A 14234-nucleotide genomic window follows, 5' to 3' on the forward strand; every position below is an offset into this window, starting at 1 on the left:
GTTACGCGAGGAGCAAAAACTCGAGTCAGTACTTAGTAATGCGGCAAGGCTTCGGGCGATGAGCAACAAGACTCCGCGTTCGCGATCTTTTACTGCATTCCGCTAAAACGGAATATCGTCCTCCAAATCCTCGATTCCTCCGCCTTTGCCCTCAGATTTAAAAGCCGCATGCTCTTTTGCCGGCGCTTCCTGGCTCATGGCCTCGGAGCCACCGGCCCGGCTGCCGAGCATCTGCATGCGGTCTGCGACAATTTCAGTCGTGTAGCGCTCTTTCCCCTCCTTATCCTGCCACTTGCGGGTACGCAGCGAACCTTCGACATAGACCTGGCTGCCTTTTTTGAGATACTCTCCGGCGATTTCAGCGAGCTTGCCGAAAAATGCCACGCGGTGCCATTCGGTGCGTTCCTGTTTCTCTCCGCTTTTGTCTTTCCAGCTCTCGGTGGTGGCGACACTGATGTTGGCCACGGCGCCGCCGTCGGGCATGTAGCGCACGTCTGGGTCGCGTCCGAGGTTGCCGATAATAATCACCTTGTTTACGGATGCCATATGGAACCTCTGATTAAGTCCTACCTGAACCGCGTTGCGGGCGAAAAGGCCGCAGATGCAAGGCGCGCGACGATGTCCATAGTAAAGACTATGGACGAGGAACGCAACGCCGTAGCTGCGGTCTTAATCGCCGCAACCTTTTGGGGACGGGGCTTATCCGCGCGCACGGCTTTGTCGCTCGGCTTGCGAATATGTGGTAACTATTCGGCGCGCCTCGCTTCGCGCCCTACAACGCGGAAAGCCGCCGTCGCGACCACGCGGGACCTAATCAGAGGTTCCTAAACCTCCCCTGCAATTAATTTGATTACGTTTTGTTCGTCAAAGATTTTACTGTCCACTTTGAGATAGGCTACACCCTCGGCGGCGATGACCAGTGCTTCCTGCACCCCCGGCACCGAGGCCAGCTGCTGGGACAATCCGCTGGCGCGACGGCTGTCCATTTCGGGAATCGGATAGATCTTGGTTGCCACTGCGACCGGCACTTTCATGGTCAAGGCCGGCAGCAGCCAAACGGCAATCAGCACAACCCCGAAAGTAAATACCGCCCTGGCGCCATAATGCTGCGACAGATATCCGCTCACGGCCGCACCTACAAACGCGCCAAGAAACTGAACGCTGCTGTACACGCCGATCGCCGTGCCCTTGGCACCCGGCGGCGCCAATTTTGATATCAGCGACGGCAGTGACGCTTCGAGTATGTTGAAAGCGGTAAAGAACGCGAGCAACGCGATGAAGATTTCCCACAGGGTGCCCAGCAGCCAGGGCAGCAGTACCTGGGTTGCGAGCATCAGCACTACCGCTGCGCAAAATACCTGCTTGAGCTTGGCCTTCTTTTCCGCAAACACGATTGCCGGCAGCAGCAATATGAAAGAACACACCATTACCGGCAAATACATGAGCCAGTGGTGCTCGACCTTAAGCCCTGCGTTGCGCAAGGCGAAAGGCACCACGATAAACAAGGCCATCAGCACCGCGTGCAGCGAGAATATTCCGAAATTCAAACGCAGCAGCTGGCTGTCGCGTATGACCGCGAGCAGCTTGCCGCTCTGAGCGTCACCCGAGGTAGCATAACTGTGCTGTGGATTGGGTATCACCGCGTACACTACGATGATCGCCGACAAGGCCAATACGCCCGTCATGGCAAAAATGCCCGGCACGCCGATGAGATGAAACAGCAGGGGTCCGGCAACTAATGACAGCGCAAAGCTGAGCCCGATGGTCGAGCCGATCAGCGCCATCGCCTTGGTACGGTGTTCCTCGCGGGTCAAGTCGGCCGTCATGGCAATCACCGCGGCGGAAATCGCGCCCGACCCTTGCAGCACGCGCCCGCCAATAATGACGTAGATGTCGTGCGCGGATGCCGCGACGAAGCTGCCGATGGCAAACAGCACCAGACCCGCGTATATAGTCGGCTTGCGCCCGATACGGTCGGAAAGCCAGCCTAGCGGTATTTGCAGGATCGCCTGGGTAAGTCCGTATGCGCCCAGTGCAATTCCCACCAAGGTGTGATTCGCGCCGCCCGGCAAACTTTCGGCATAAAGCGCAAATACGGGAAGAATCACAAACATTCCCAACATGCGCAGGCCAAAAATGCCGGCGAGCCCCATACTGGCGCGCAATTCCAGCGGGGTCATTCTGTCCGAGGAAGTCATAGGGGGATTGGGAAAAATCCGGGAACTCGGGTATATTAGCAGGTTAGTCATCGCCAGGATAGTTCAGGTTCATGGACTTCATCAAAATCCGCGGCGCGCGCACTCACAATCTGAAAAACATCAGTCTAGATTTGCCGCGCAACCGGTTGATCGTGATTACCGGTTTATCCGGCTCGGGCAAGTCCTCGCTGGCTTTCGACACGTTGTACGCTGAAGGCCAACGCCGTTATGTGGAATCGCTGTCTGCGTACGCGCGCCAGTTTCTGCAGCTTATGGAAAAGCCCGACGTGGACTTGATCGAGGGTCTGTCGCCCGCCATCTCCATAGAGCAAAAAGCGGCCTCGCATAACCCGCGATCCACAGTCGGCACTGTCACTGAAATTCACGATTACCTGCGGCTCCTGTTTGCGCGGGTCGGCGACCCTTATTGCCCGGATCACGAAATCCTGCTGCAGGCGCAAAGCGTATCGCAAATGGTCGATCACGTGATGCAGCTGCCTACAGACACCAAATTAATGATCCTCTCTCCGCTCATTGTCGGGAGAAAAGGCGAGCAGATGGATCTATTCGACGAATTGCGTGCACAGGGCTTTGTGCGGCTCAGGATTAACGGCAAGGTGTACGAAATAGACAAGCTTCCGAAGCTGCAAAAGACCCGGAAACACACCGTTGAAGTCGTCGTGGACCGCCTCAAAGTGCGGCCCGATGTCAAACAGCGGCTGGCCGAATCATTTGAAACCGCGCTCAGGCACGCCGACGGTCGCGCGCTCGCGGTGGAAATAGAAAGTGGACGCGAACATCTATTTTCCGCCCGCTTCGCCTGCCCGGTTTGCAGCTATGCGCTGCCGGAACTCGAGCCGCGGTTGTTTTCCTTCAACAACCCGATGGGCGCGTGCCCGCGCTGCGACGGGTTGGGACAAATCAGCTTTTTTGACGCCCGGCGCGTGGTCGCATTCCCGCATCTGAGCCTTGCTTCCGGCGCGATCAAAGGCTGGGACCGGCGTAATCAATTTTACTTCCAGATGCTCGCAAGCCTGGCCTCCCACTATCATTTCGACCTGGAGGCCCCTTTTGAAAAATTGCCGAAAGCTATCCAGGACATAATATTAAACGGCAGCGGCAAGGAAAAAATAAGGTTCACTTACCTCGGCGATCGCGGCACAAATTACCAGCGCGAGCACGCGTTCGAAGGCATCATTCCCAATCTCGAACGACGTTATCGCGAAACCGACTCGCTGGTGGTGCGGGAGGAGCTGTCGAAATACCTGAACAGCCAACCCTGCCCGCAATGCAATGGCACGCGCTTACGGCGCGAAGCGCGGCATGTGCGTGTAATAAACCGGACCATTTATGAAATAAGCGCGCTGCCTCTGCAGCAAGCAGTGCAATTTTTCCTGAGCATGAAATTAAGCGGCGCCAAGCAGGCCATCGCTGAAAAGATTATCAAGGAAATCATAAGCCGCCTAGAATTCCTCAATAACGTGGGTCTCGACTACCTTTCGCTGGAGCGTTCCGCGGACACGCTTTCGGGCGGCGAGGCCCAGCGTATTCGTCTGGCAAGCCAGATCGGTTCGGGATTGACCGGTGTCATGTACGTGCTGGACGAGCCTTCCATCGGCCTGCACCAGCGCGACAACGGGCGATTGCTGGACACTTTGAAACACCTGCGCGATCTCGGCAACAGCGTCATCGTAGTCGAGCACGATTACGAAGCCATCATGAGCGCGGACCACGTCGTCGACATGGGGCTCGGGGCGGGAGAGCACGGAGGCCGGGTAGTCGCGGAGGGCTCGCCACAGCAAATACGCAATCACTCGGAGTCACTCACCGGCCAGTATCTCGCGGGCAAGCGCAGCATTAAACTGCCAGGGCTGCGCCACAAGCCAGACCGCAAGCGCATGCTGCGCATCACGGGCGCCAGTGGCAACAACCTAAAACAGATCAATTTCAATTTGCCTCTCGGATTGATGGTGTGTGTAACCGGCGTCTCCGGCTCGGGCAAATCCACCCTGATCAATGATACTTTATACAACGCCGTGGCTCGGCATCTCTACGGCAGCCCGATAGAACCCGCGCCGCATGCAGCACTCGAGGGTATGGAATTTTTCGACAAAGCCATCAGCGTGGATCAAAGTCCCATAGGCCGAACTCCACGCTCCAATCCGGCGACCTATACAGGCCTTTTCACTCCGATTCGCGAACTGTTTGCGGGCGTGCCGCAGGCGCGCGAACGCGGATACGGCCCGGGGCGTTTCTCTTTCAATGTCAAAGGCGGGCGCTGCGAAGCCTGCCAGGGTGATGGGGTATTGAAAGTCGAAATGCATTTTTTGCCCGATATTTACGTGCCGTGTGATGTATGCCACGGCAAGCGTTATAACCGGGAGACGCTGGAAATCCAGTACAAGGGGAAAAACGTCCACGAAATACTGCAAATGACGGTCGAGCAGGCCCACGAGTTTTTCTCACCGGTGCCGGTGGTCGAAAAAAAACTTCGTACCTTGCTGGACGTGGGATTGGGTTATATCAAGCTCGGGCAGTCAGCAACTACTCTTTCCGGCGGTGAAGCGCAGCGCGTCAAACTCTCGCTCGAACTCTCCAAGCGCGACACCGGCCGCACCTTATACATTCTGGATGAACCCACCACCGGGTTGCATTTCCACGATATCGACCTACTGCTCAAGGTGCTGCACAGCCTGCGCGACCACGGCAATACCGTAGTGGTAATCGAGCACAATCTGGACGTGATTAAGACCGCAGACTGGATTATCGATCTGGGTCCCGAGGGCGGGGACGGCGGCGGGCGTATCATCGCCGAAGGCACGCCCGAGGAAATCGCAAAAAACCGCCAAAGTTACACCGGCATGTATCTAAAAAGCGTGCTGCAAGCCGCTGCTTAGCGGCTCGATGCAAAACTACTGCGTGGTTAAACTGCGGCGTTTTTCGCTCGCCGGCGCCCAGCAACTTGACCTGCTCGTAACGCTCTACAATAAGCGTTAGGACAACTCTGATTTGGTCCCATCTGCGCAGGATTAATCAGAGGTTCCCTAGTGCCCCATGAGTTTGCCTTTCACCAGCTCGTAGACGCTATTGGTAAAACTGTCGGCATGCGCGAGTACTTCATCGAGCTCAGCACGCTTTTGCAGGTTGAATGTTTCATCCTTAATTGCGGCCGTGTTCACGTAGACGTTGAGCGCTGCGCTCCTGAGCCCGGCGCAAGCCGCAAGCACTGCAACCCCCGCGTCGCTCACGACGTTGACATTGCCCTGGTCCGCGGCTCGTTTGGATAACTGCATGACCTCGAAGCAGGTCTTGGCGCAATGCAAAGGCACCTGGGTCGCGCGCTTTAGCGCATCCTGAATCGCCGCAGTGCGCCGGGTTTTTTCTTCATCAGTGTTTTTCGGCAGGCCGTAAGCGGCCATCACCTGGTCAAATGCGTGCACGTCGTCATTGATCATTCGGATCAACCTGGCGCGCAGATTCTCGGACTGTCCGAGCAGGTCACGCATTTCCGCCTCTACGTGGCCGTAATTTTTTTTGCCGATGGTGAGATTGCACACCATGCTCACCAGCGCCGCACCCATTGCTCCCATGACCGCCGCGGCACTGCCGCCCCCGGGCGTGGAGTTTGAGCTTGCAAGCTCGTCGAGAAATTTCTGTATGGAATCGTCCTTGATCACAGCATGTCCTTTCCCTTATCGTGAGCCTTCGATTGAATAACACACGCTTGCGACAATGGCTTTCCGGCAAAGCGCCGGCGCAGTGGAGCCCCGCCAGCGCATCGCGAGTCCGGGCTTCATCGTCCCGACCATCGGTCGCCTGTTGCGTCCATCCACATTTTACTTGTAACGCGGTGGGCAAAGTTTTACTCAGAGGTCCCCTGTTAAAAAAGAAATGGTAGACTATCCGCTTCAATCTGACGGTCCAACAATGAAAAAACTACTGTTCCAGTTTGATACCGACCCCTACCCCAGCGCGTTTGACACCGTAGTCGCATACGACGGCGGCGCCGATCATGTTACCGGATACGGCAATGTTACACCGCAGAATGTGGGCGTTCTCGTGGACGGCACGATTTTTACGCGTGCCCCCAAGGAGAAGAAATATACCGCAATTTTTATCGGCGGCGGCAACATGGGGGCGGGACAGGAACTGCTTAAGGCGGTCAAGAAAAAGTTCTTCGCCAATTTTCGCGTCTCGGTCATGCTCGACAGCAACGGCTCAAATACCACTGCTGCTGCCGGCGTAGCCATGCTCACCCGTTCCGGCTCGGTTGCCGGAAAGAATGCGGTTGTGCTGGCGGGCACCGGCCCAGTCGGAATGCGCGCCGCGGCGCTGTTGGCTAAGGAGGGTGCGCGGGTATCGCTCACTTCAAGAAAACGCGAACGGGCGGAAAATGCCTGCAAGCAGATCCAGGAGCGCTTCGGCGTCAGCGTCAGCCCGATTGAAGCTATTGATAATGCCGCGCGAGCCGCGGCACTCAAAGACGCTCACGTGGTGTTTGGCGCTGGTGCGGCCGGTGCGCAATTGCTGGAACAAAGCCAATGGCAGAGCATTCCCGCCATTGAATTGATGGCGGACGCCAATGCTACGCCTCCCCTGGGAATCGCGGGTGTGGACATGATGGACAAGGCAGCGAATCGCTATGGCAAAACGGTGTACGGCGCAATCGGTTTCGGCGGATTGAAACTGCAGGTGCACCGCGCTTGTATCGGCAGGCTGTTCGAAAGCGACAACCAAATCTTCGACGCCGAGGAAATCTACGCCATCGCCAAGAGCATGGCGCAGTAAACATGCCTTCAATCGCGCCGCGCAAGCTTTTGCTGGGCAGCTTCCAAGCAGCGCTCGCCGCTGCTGATCCTCTGCAAATCGTCCCGCGCCATCTGCCCAAGCCGCCTAAGGGCCGCACGCTGGTTGTAGGAGCAGGCAAAGCCGCCGCATCCATGGCGTCCGCCGTGGAAAAAGATTGGCCTGAAAACGAGCCGCTTTCCGGCTTGGTCATCACCCGTTATGGTCACGGCCTTCCTACCCGGTATATCAAAATCATCGAAGCAGGCCATCCGATTCCGGATGCCAGCGGCGAAGCGGCCGCAAGAGAAATTTTTGAGGAAGTCAAAAAACTGGGACCTGACGATCTGCTGCTTGCTCTCATCAGCGGCGGCGGCTCGAGTCTCCTCTCCCTGCCGGTTCCGGGCGTCAGCATGGCGGACCTGAAGGCCGTAACCCGGCAATTACTGCTCTGCGGCGCGACGATTCAGGAAATCAATACCGTGCGCAAGCACTTGTCAGCCATTCAGGGTGGAAGACTCGCTGCTGCCAGCAAGGCGCCGGTGGTCGCGCTGATCATTTCCGACGTTACCGGCGATAATCCGACTCACATTGCCTCGGGTCCATGTGCGCCTGATCCCACGACATACAGTGACGCATTGGGAATCATTTCCCGCTATCAAGTCAAAGCGCCGGATGCGGCTGTGGAAATACTGCGTAGAGGCCAGGAAGGTAAACTCGAGGAAACACCAAAGTCAGGCAACGCGGCGTTTCGCAAGGTTGAGAACCGTGTGATTGCGACGGCGCATAATTCATTGCTCGCGGCGGCAAAATATTTCCGCATGCAAGGCATCAAGACATGTGTTCTGGGCGACACCATAACCGGCGAAGCGCGCGAGGTCGCCAAAGTGTTCGGGGGATTGGCGCGTCAAATTGTTAAATACGGCGAACCCTGGAAACCTGCCGTGGCGCTGATTTCGGGCGGGGAAACAACGGTGACCGTGCGCGGCAACGGTCGCGGGGGGCGCAATACCGAGTTTCTTCTCTCGCTGGCTATAGATTTGAACGGCGTGAAAAATGTTCACGCGCTTTCTTGCGGCACCGATGGCTCGGACGGGACCGGTGACAATGCCGGCGCACTGATTACACCCGACACTTTGCAGCGCGCCCGCAAACTCGGCTTAAATGCGGAGAAATTGCTCCTGAATAATGATAGCTACAATTTTTTCAAGCCGTTGCACGATCTAGTCGTCACCGGCGCGACTCGGACCAATGTAAACGATTTCCGCGTGCTCCTCATTCGATAGTCGCAGCAGCGCAGCGTTTGGCAGCGCCGAGGTTAAAATGGAAAACGACGAACTCGAGCGACGTTTTGGTCAGATAGAAGATCGCCTCAACCGACTCGAGGCAAAGCTGCTGCGCGTGGCAGAACAGAAAGGTTTGGTTGGCGGGAAAGCGGCGGCGCCAACCGAAGCGTCCAAGGCAACCGCCGCCACGAGCAAATCTGCTTCCGACAAGAATGCGTCTTCGGTGACCAGCATGCTGGGATGGGTGGGGTCGACCGCTCTGGTGCTGGCAGCAGCGTATCTCATCCGCTTGGCGATCGACACAGGCTGGCTCACCCCGCTTCGGCAAATAACAATTGCGGTGCTTGGTGGAGTGCTGTTGATCGGCGCGGGGTTAATGCTGCGCAACACCGATCGTCGCTACGCGGGGCTGCTGCCGGCGGGAGGGGTGGTAATTCTTTTTCTTTCGATCTACGGTGCGCACTTGCATTACGGATTGATTGAACCCGTTTCGGCTGCCGCGGCCGTAGTAATTGTATCTATCGTATCACTCTGGTTGTGTCGAGTATTTGCCAGCGAGCTTTACGCGATGTTCGCGGTGATTGGCTCGTATTCGGCGCCTTTTCTGCTATCGAGCCTGAGCGCCACTATCACCGAGCTGGTCATCTACTTCTCGGCTTGGAGCATTGTTTTCAGCGTCTACTCCATTTGGGTCGGCCGGAGACTGATCTATTTGCTGGCCGTTTATTTTGCATTGATCGGTTTCGATGTCATTTGGCAGGACAAAGCCGCCGCGGAATGGGTGCCGGCGCTTGCTTTCCAAACGGTACAGTTCATCATTTTTGCTGCCGCCACTGTTTTATTTTCAATTCGCAATCGAATGCCGCTGGACCGCGATGCCGCGCTGGCTCACCTTCCGGCTCTGCTGATTTTCTATTTTTTGCAATACGCGCTGCTAAGCAAACATCTGCCGACCTATGCACCGTGGATTGCCGCGGGCAGCGCGTTGGCGCTGGCAGCGTTCTACGGCTCCGCCCGCGCCGTTCTGCAGCGGCCCCTGCCTGGCGGTGAGCTGCTTGTCTCAGCCTATATTGCGCTGGTGCTGTTTCATGCCGGTTACATCGAATCAGTACCCAAAAGCTGGGCACCGTGGGTGGCTTTCCTGCTTATGCCTGCGACTGCGATCATTGGAATCTCGCGCAGCGGGACGGGCTTTCTGCGCTGGCCGGTGTGGCTGGCGGTGGGCATCATCTTTGCGGTGAATTATCTGCGCATCGTGTTCAATACCGATGTGCAAGCAGTTCCTGCACGGGAGGTATTGGCGATCCTCTACGCGCTGGGCCTGTACGCCGGCTATTATTTTGGCCGCAATAAAGAGGCATTACGCAATGTGCTTTTGCTCCTGCTGTACGGCGGTCATATCAGCCTCATGGCAGCGGCCGTTCACTTGCTTCACGAGCGAATCGTGGTGTCCACTGCCTGGGGTTTCTTGGCATTGGCTTGTTTGAGCCTGTCTCTGATGCAGCGCGATCGCATCATGGCGCAGTCGTCGTTATTGATATTTGCCGCGGCCGGTAGCAAGGTATTGCTTTACGATTTGGCAGGCGCCGCGCCGGTGCTGCGTATAGTCAGCCTGGTTCTGTTGGGCATTACCTTTTATCTCGGGGGATTGTTGTATCAACGGCTGATGGGCGGCGAGCACAAGAATATTAAAACCTAATCTGTACCAGTCCTCGCATTAAAACACGATTTGTTTCCCGGCAGTGTCAAACTTCAAATCGCATTTGTGCAATTTGGTCATAAACCAGCCCGCCGTCTGAAACGTTTGCCACTGGGTTCAATTTGTGGCTTTGGGTTTTTCCGGGCGCGATCAAATGTATCACCGTAACACCTTGCGTCACGAGGTAGTCTGAAATCAACGAGCGGTGACAGCGCCAAGGCAGACGCTCGGCGCACATAATGGCAGTTCTGCTTTTCAGCGCGCGCAAGATAAGGGCACAAATTCCCGATTGGAATGCCGTCGATTCCATGTAATCCGCATAACCCCGGAAACCATCGCTGCGCAGTCCAACATGGCGTGAATCGGATTTGGGCTTGCGAAATCCGCCCAAGGCAACGCCATCCCAGACATATTTCAAATCCTGCGCCGGCAGCGCAGACTCAAGGCTGGCGCGCGCAAAATGCGGATGCTTGCGCGAGCCGGGATAGCTTCTCACATCCACCAGGCACTCTACGCCGGCTTCTTTGAGCATTTGCATCAACTCGCAGGTGGCGCGATTGCCGTGACCGATGGTCCAGATTGTGAGTGACTGTTGAGTCATCGGGACTTTCTGTTTGCCTCCATGGTGCGAGTATACCTTTTGCATCGCGAGCACAGCGCAGGCGAATCAGGAGTTACGATGGATTACAATGCTGCTACCTGGGCCCATTACAAATCGGATATTGCAACATGAAGATGTTTACGCAGATATTTTCCGGGAAGGCGGTGGTGGAGTTTCTGCGCCTGCAATCAGCCGGCGGAATTCTGCTCTTGGCCACGGCCGTGCTCGCTATGATCCTGGTTAATTCGCCGCTGCATGACTATTATTCCGCATTTTTGCAGACGCCTCTAAGCGTACGAGCCGGCCCAATTGAGCTGAGTAAGCCGCTGCTGCTTTGGATCAACGACGGGCTCATGGCGATCTTTTTCTTTCTTGTCGGTTTGGAGCTGAAGCGCGAGGTGCTGGAGGGGGAACTCTCCCGACCATCGCAAATCGTTCTGCCCGCATTGGCCGCCTTGGGCGGAATGGCAGCTCCCGCGGGTATCTACGTTTACTTGAATTGGGGGAACCCGGTCACTCTGGCCGGCTGGGCGATTCCCTCGGCAACCGACATCGCATTTGCAGTCGGGGTGCTCGGTTTGCTCGGCAACCGCGTGTCGCCTGCCCTGAAGATTTTCTTGCTCACCGTAGCTATTTTTGACGACCTGGGCGCAATCATCATCATCGCTATCTACTATTCGGGAGAACTGTCATCGCTGTCGCTGGTGGTCGCGGGAATTGCCGCGCTCATCCTGCTCGTGCTCAACAATAAGGATATTAACCGTCCGGGGCCCTACGTGATTGTGGGAATCGCTCTCTGGGTGGCGGTTCTCAAATCCGGTATTCATGCGACCCTTGCGGGAGTGGTCCTGGCGCTTTTTATTCCACTCAGGACCCGTCGCAGCGAAGATCAATCCCTGTTGCGCCAATTCGAACATCGGTTGCATCCCTGGGTCGCGTACGGAGTGCTTCCCGCGTTCGCGTTTGCCAATGCCGGCATATCATTTCACGGGCTGACGCTGGGCAGTCTGCTTGATCCAGTGCCGCTTGGCATTGCTGCCGGATTATTTCTCGGCAAATTGGGCGGTGTACTTCTTGCCACCGCAATCGCCGTTGCGGCCGGCTTGGCAACGCTTCCCAGCGGCACCCGCTGGTCCGAGATGTCGGGAATTGCACTGATCTGCGGAGTGGGATTTACCATGAGCTTTTTCATCGGCACACTCGCATTTGAAGACGCCCCCGAGTATGCGACCGGGGTTCGCCTCGGGGTATTGGCGGGGTCCCTTTTGTCGGCAATTACCGGCTATCTTGTGCTGCGTTTTTTTGCGCGAAGATCAGACGCCCCGTAGCTGCAATGGGCCGCAGCAAACCGAACACCTCGATTATTTCACCAGTTCAACCGCATCGCCAATTTTCAAATCCAGTTCGCGCGCTGCGTTGCCGGAGCTTACAGCTATTTCCGCCAGGCCCACACAGTTTTCATACCAAAACGGCGTTCCGCTCGGAACATCCGCAAATATCGTGGCGCGTCTCAAGCGCCCGCCATGCACCAGGAATTGGCTGTCAAACTTAAGCGATTTGGCACGCAGGCCGGTCATGGCGTTGCCGTAACGATCGAGGTAAACGATCTCCGCCAAATCCTGCGCCTCGAGCTGCACCTGCAGCGAAGTAATTTCTTCCAATTTGTCGCGCGGGAATTTCCGGGCTGCCACCAGCGCGGCTATCGGAGCAAACAGGTCACGGCCGTGAAAGGTGTGCGAGAGTTTTCGCGGACGCCAGTGGATGCGCCAGAGCTTCGTTTCCTCCGCTCTTGCCGCAATGATTGAGAGCAGGCCGTTATCGGGCCCGACAAACCATCTTCCATCTGCCGCAACGACCACTGCCCCGCGCGCGCCCCCGACCCCGGGGTCCACGACGGCGAAAAATACGCTCTGCGGTGGAAATTCAGGCGCCAGCGCCGCAAGCAGGTGCGCGCTCGATTTTATGTTGAACACCGGCGCGTCATGCAGCAAATCTATATGTTTCACGCGGGGTGCATGTTGGTAGAGCACGTTTTTCACCTGCCCCACATACAGGCTGGCGCTACCAAAGTCGGTAAAGAGGATGATCATAGGACGTGATTCTAAGCCTTTCAGGGCGGAAACCCCGATGGCAAAGCCGACTTAATGAACGATGGAGCCGCCGAGGTTTTTCCCCCGTCCGCGCGGCAGAAACGAATAAAAAAAGCCTGGCGGAAGGACCCGGTAAAAACTTTGCTTTCGATACCGTCAGCTCTTGGCGGCTTTGGCTTTGGCTTCTTCCTTCGGCTCTGGGCGGTCCATGAGCTGCACCAGGGCCATGGGTGCGTTATCCCCGTTGCGGAAGCCGAATTTAAGAATCCGCAAGTAACCGCCATTGCGTTTGGCGTAGCGCGGGCCGAGTTCGTTGAAGAGTTTGGCGACGATTTCGCGGTCACGCAGGCGGTTATACGCCAGACGCCTATTGGCAAGCGAAGGTTTCTTGCCCAGCGTGATCAAAGGCTCGGCGACACGGCGCAGCTCTTTGGCCTTGGGCAGCGTGGTCTTGATGGTCTCAAAACGCAGCAAGGAATTGGTCATGTTGCGCAGCATCGCCAAACGATGGCTGGTTGTTCGATTGAGTTTTCTGGATCCTTGGCGGTGGCGCATGAAAGATTATCCTTTGCTTTCCAGCCCTGCGGGCGGCCAGTTTTCCAGCTTCATACCGAGGGTCAGCCCGCGCGATGCCAGAACGTCCTTGATTTCGTTGAGAGATTTGCGACCGAGATTCGGGGTCTTCAGCAATTCAGTCTCGCTGCGCTGGATAAGATCCCCTATGTAATAAATGTTTTCCGCCTTCAAGCAATTCGCTGAGCGCACGGTAAGTTCCAGATCGTCCACCGGGCGCAATAAGATCGGGTCCACCTGCGGGGCTTTAGGCTGTTCTACTTCCAATGTGGTGCCCTTTAGATCAGCAAACACCGACAGCTGATCAACTAGAATTCGTGCCGCATAGCGAATCGCTTCTTCCGGATCTATCACTCCGTTGGTTTCAATATCCATCACCAGCTTGTCCAAATCGGTGCGTTGCTCGACGCGCGCGCTCTCTACCGCGTAGCTTACGCGCCGCACCGGGCTGAACGAAGCGTCCAGAACAATGTTGCCGATCTTGCGCTTTTCCTCCGGAGATTGGCGCATGGTGCCGGCGACATAGCCGCGTCCCATTTCAACTTTAATCTGCATGTCGAGCTTGCCACCCGCCGTCAAATGCGCAATGACGTGTTCAGGGTTGATGATTTCCACATCGTGCCCGCCCTCGATATCGCCGGCGGTGACCACGCCTTCGCCGCTCTTTTTCAGAGTAAGCAGCGCCTCCTGGCGATTGTGCAGTTTGAGCACGATGCCCTTCAGGTTAAGTAGAATATCGACCACGTCTTCCTGTACCCCGTCCAATGCCGAGTATTCATGCAGCACGCCGCTAATGGTCACTTCAGTGGGCGCAAACCCCGGCATCGAGGAAAGCAGGATGCGCCGCAGTGCATTGCCGAGGGTGTGCCCGTAGCCGCGCTCGAACGGCTCCATGGTCACTTTGGCATGCATGGGTGAAATAGTTTGCACGTCGATGATACGCGGCTTGAGAAAAGCACTGCTTTGCATGGCTAAAACCCCTCTTGATTGCCAGTGGAAAAC

12 protein-coding genes and 1 pseudogene are annotated in these 14234 nt (G+C 56.5%); 6 read left to right on the forward strand and 7 right to left on the reverse strand.

What is annotated here, in order from left to right; all coding sequences use genetic code 11:
- Window positions 1–186: 186 nt before the first annotated feature.
- Window positions 187–546, reverse strand: a pseudogene (gene ssb, locus VLV32_04655) (single-stranded DNA-binding protein).
- Between ssb and VLV32_04660 the strand changes: the two are divergent.
- The gene (locus VLV32_04660) at window positions 547–828 is read left to right on the forward strand and encodes a hypothetical protein (protein HUL41179.1); all 282 of its coding nucleotides are present in this window, start codon (window positions 547–549) and stop codon (window positions 826–828) included.
- Here VLV32_04660 and VLV32_04665 read toward each other — a convergent pair.
- Complete coding sequence (locus tag VLV32_04665) at window positions 825–2198, reverse strand: MFS transporter (GenBank protein HUL41180.1); 1374 nt, start codon at window positions 2196–2198, stop codon at window positions 825–827. The genes VLV32_04660 and VLV32_04665 overlap by 4 nt on opposite strands.
- A gap of 71 nt (window positions 2199–2269) precedes the next feature.
- Between VLV32_04665 and uvrA the strand changes: the two genes are divergently transcribed.
- Entirely contained in the window at window positions 2270–5095 is a 2826-nt protein-coding gene (gene uvrA, locus VLV32_04670; GenBank protein HUL41181.1) for an excinuclease ABC subunit UvrA, read from the forward strand.
- A gap of 147 nt (window positions 5096–5242) precedes the next feature.
- On the opposite strand, the gene VLV32_04675 is transcribed toward uvrA, so the two are convergent.
- Entirely contained in the window at window positions 5243–5875 is a 633-nt protein-coding gene (locus VLV32_04675; GenBank protein ID HUL41182.1) for a cyclodeaminase/cyclohydrolase family protein, read from the reverse strand.
- A gap of 250 nt (window positions 5876–6125) precedes the next feature.
- Between VLV32_04675 and VLV32_04680 the strand changes: the two genes are divergently transcribed.
- The 3 genes from VLV32_04680 to VLV32_04690 are packed head-to-tail and all read left to right on the forward strand — an operon-like array spanning window position 6126 to window position 9968.
- Entirely contained in the window at window positions 6126–6986 is an 861-nt protein-coding gene (locus VLV32_04680) for an NADP-dependent methylenetetrahydromethanopterin/methylenetetrahydrofolate dehydrogenase (protein HUL41183.1), read from the forward strand.
- A gap of 2 nt (window positions 6987–6988) precedes the next feature.
- Window positions 6989–8269, forward strand: coding sequence for a glycerate kinase (locus tag VLV32_04685; protein HUL41184.1), 1281 nt, complete (start codon window positions 6989–6991; stop codon window positions 8267–8269).
- A gap of 37 nt (window positions 8270–8306) precedes the next feature.
- The gene (locus VLV32_04690; protein HUL41185.1) at window positions 8307–9968 is read left to right on the forward strand and encodes a DUF2339 domain-containing protein; all 1662 of its coding nucleotides are present in this window, start codon (window positions 8307–8309) and stop codon (window positions 9966–9968) included.
- 46 nt (window positions 9969–10014) lie between these two features.
- Here the strand turns inward: VLV32_04690 and VLV32_04695 are convergent, their stop codons facing one another.
- Window positions 10015–10569 carry a DUF488 domain-containing protein gene (locus tag VLV32_04695; protein ID HUL41186.1) on the reverse strand — a complete coding sequence of 185 codons (555 nt, stop codon included), beginning with the start codon at window positions 10567–10569 and terminating at the stop codon, window positions 10015–10017.
- 128 nt (window positions 10570–10697) lie between these two features.
- Between VLV32_04695 and nhaA the strand changes: the two genes are divergently transcribed.
- On the forward strand, window positions 10698–11897 hold the full coding sequence (gene nhaA / locus VLV32_04700; protein ID HUL41187.1) for a Na+/H+ antiporter NhaA: 1200 nt from the start codon (window positions 10698–10700) through the stop codon (window positions 11895–11897).
- A 33-nt stretch (window positions 11898–11930) separates the two neighbouring features.
- Here the strand turns inward: nhaA and VLV32_04705 are convergent, their stop codons facing one another.
- The 3 genes from VLV32_04705 to rpoA all read right to left on the reverse strand — a co-directional run bounded on the left by VLV32_04705 (window position 11931) and on the right by rpoA (window position 14201).
- Entirely contained in the window at window positions 11931–12659 is a 729-nt protein-coding gene (locus tag VLV32_04705) for an SAM-dependent chlorinase/fluorinase (GenBank protein ID HUL41188.1), read from the reverse strand.
- 156 nt (window positions 12660–12815) lie between these two features.
- Entirely contained in the window at window positions 12816–13214 is a 399-nt protein-coding gene (gene rplQ, locus VLV32_04710) for a 50S ribosomal protein L17 (GenBank protein HUL41189.1), read from the reverse strand.
- A gap of 6 nt (window positions 13215–13220) precedes the next feature.
- The gene (rpoA, locus tag VLV32_04715; protein ID HUL41190.1) at window positions 13221–14201 is read right to left on the reverse strand and encodes a DNA-directed RNA polymerase subunit alpha; all 981 of its coding nucleotides are present in this window, start codon (window positions 14199–14201) and stop codon (window positions 13221–13223) included.
- Between the last annotated feature and the right edge of the window lie 33 nt (window positions 14202–14234).

The sequence above is a fragment of the Burkholderiales bacterium genome (genome assembly GCA_035518095.1).
GTDB lineage: Bacteria > Pseudomonadota > Gammaproteobacteria > Burkholderiales > JAHFRG01 > JAHFRG01.

Coding starts and splice junctions, on each gene's coding strand:
- VLV32_04660 (HUL41179.1), top strand. CDS start 547: ATGGAACCTCTGATTAAGTCCTACCTGAACCGCGTTGCGGGCGAAAAG.
- VLV32_04665 (HUL41180.1), bottom strand. CDS start 2,198: ATGACTTCCTCGGACAGAATGACCCCGCTGGAATTGCGCGCCAGTATG.
- uvrA (HUL41181.1), top strand. CDS start 2,270: ATGGACTTCATCAAAATCCGCGGCGCGCGCACTCACAATCTGAAAAAC.
- VLV32_04680 (HUL41183.1), top strand. CDS start 6,126: ATGAAAAAACTACTGTTCCAGTTTGATACCGACCCCTACCCCAGCGCG.
- VLV32_04685 (HUL41184.1), top strand. CDS start 6,989: ATGCCTTCAATCGCGCCGCGCAAGCTTTTGCTGGGCAGCTTCCAAGCA.
- VLV32_04690 (HUL41185.1), top strand. CDS start 8,307: ATGGAAAACGACGAACTCGAGCGACGTTTTGGTCAGATAGAAGATCGC.
- VLV32_04695 (HUL41186.1), bottom strand. CDS start 10,569: ATGACTCAACAGTCACTCACAATCTGGACCATCGGTCACGGCAATCGC.
- nhaA (HUL41187.1), top strand. CDS start 10,698: ATGAAGATGTTTACGCAGATATTTTCCGGGAAGGCGGTGGTGGAGTTT.
- VLV32_04705 (HUL41188.1), bottom strand. CDS start 12,659: ATGATCATCCTCTTTACCGACTTTGGTAGCGCCAGCCTGTATGTGGGG.
- rplQ (HUL41189.1), bottom strand. CDS start 13,214: ATGCGCCACCGCCAAGGATCCAGAAAACTCAATCGAACAACCAGCCAT.
- rpoA (HUL41190.1), bottom strand. CDS start 14,201: ATGCAAAGCAGTGCTTTTCTCAAGCCGCGTATCATCGACGTGCAAACT.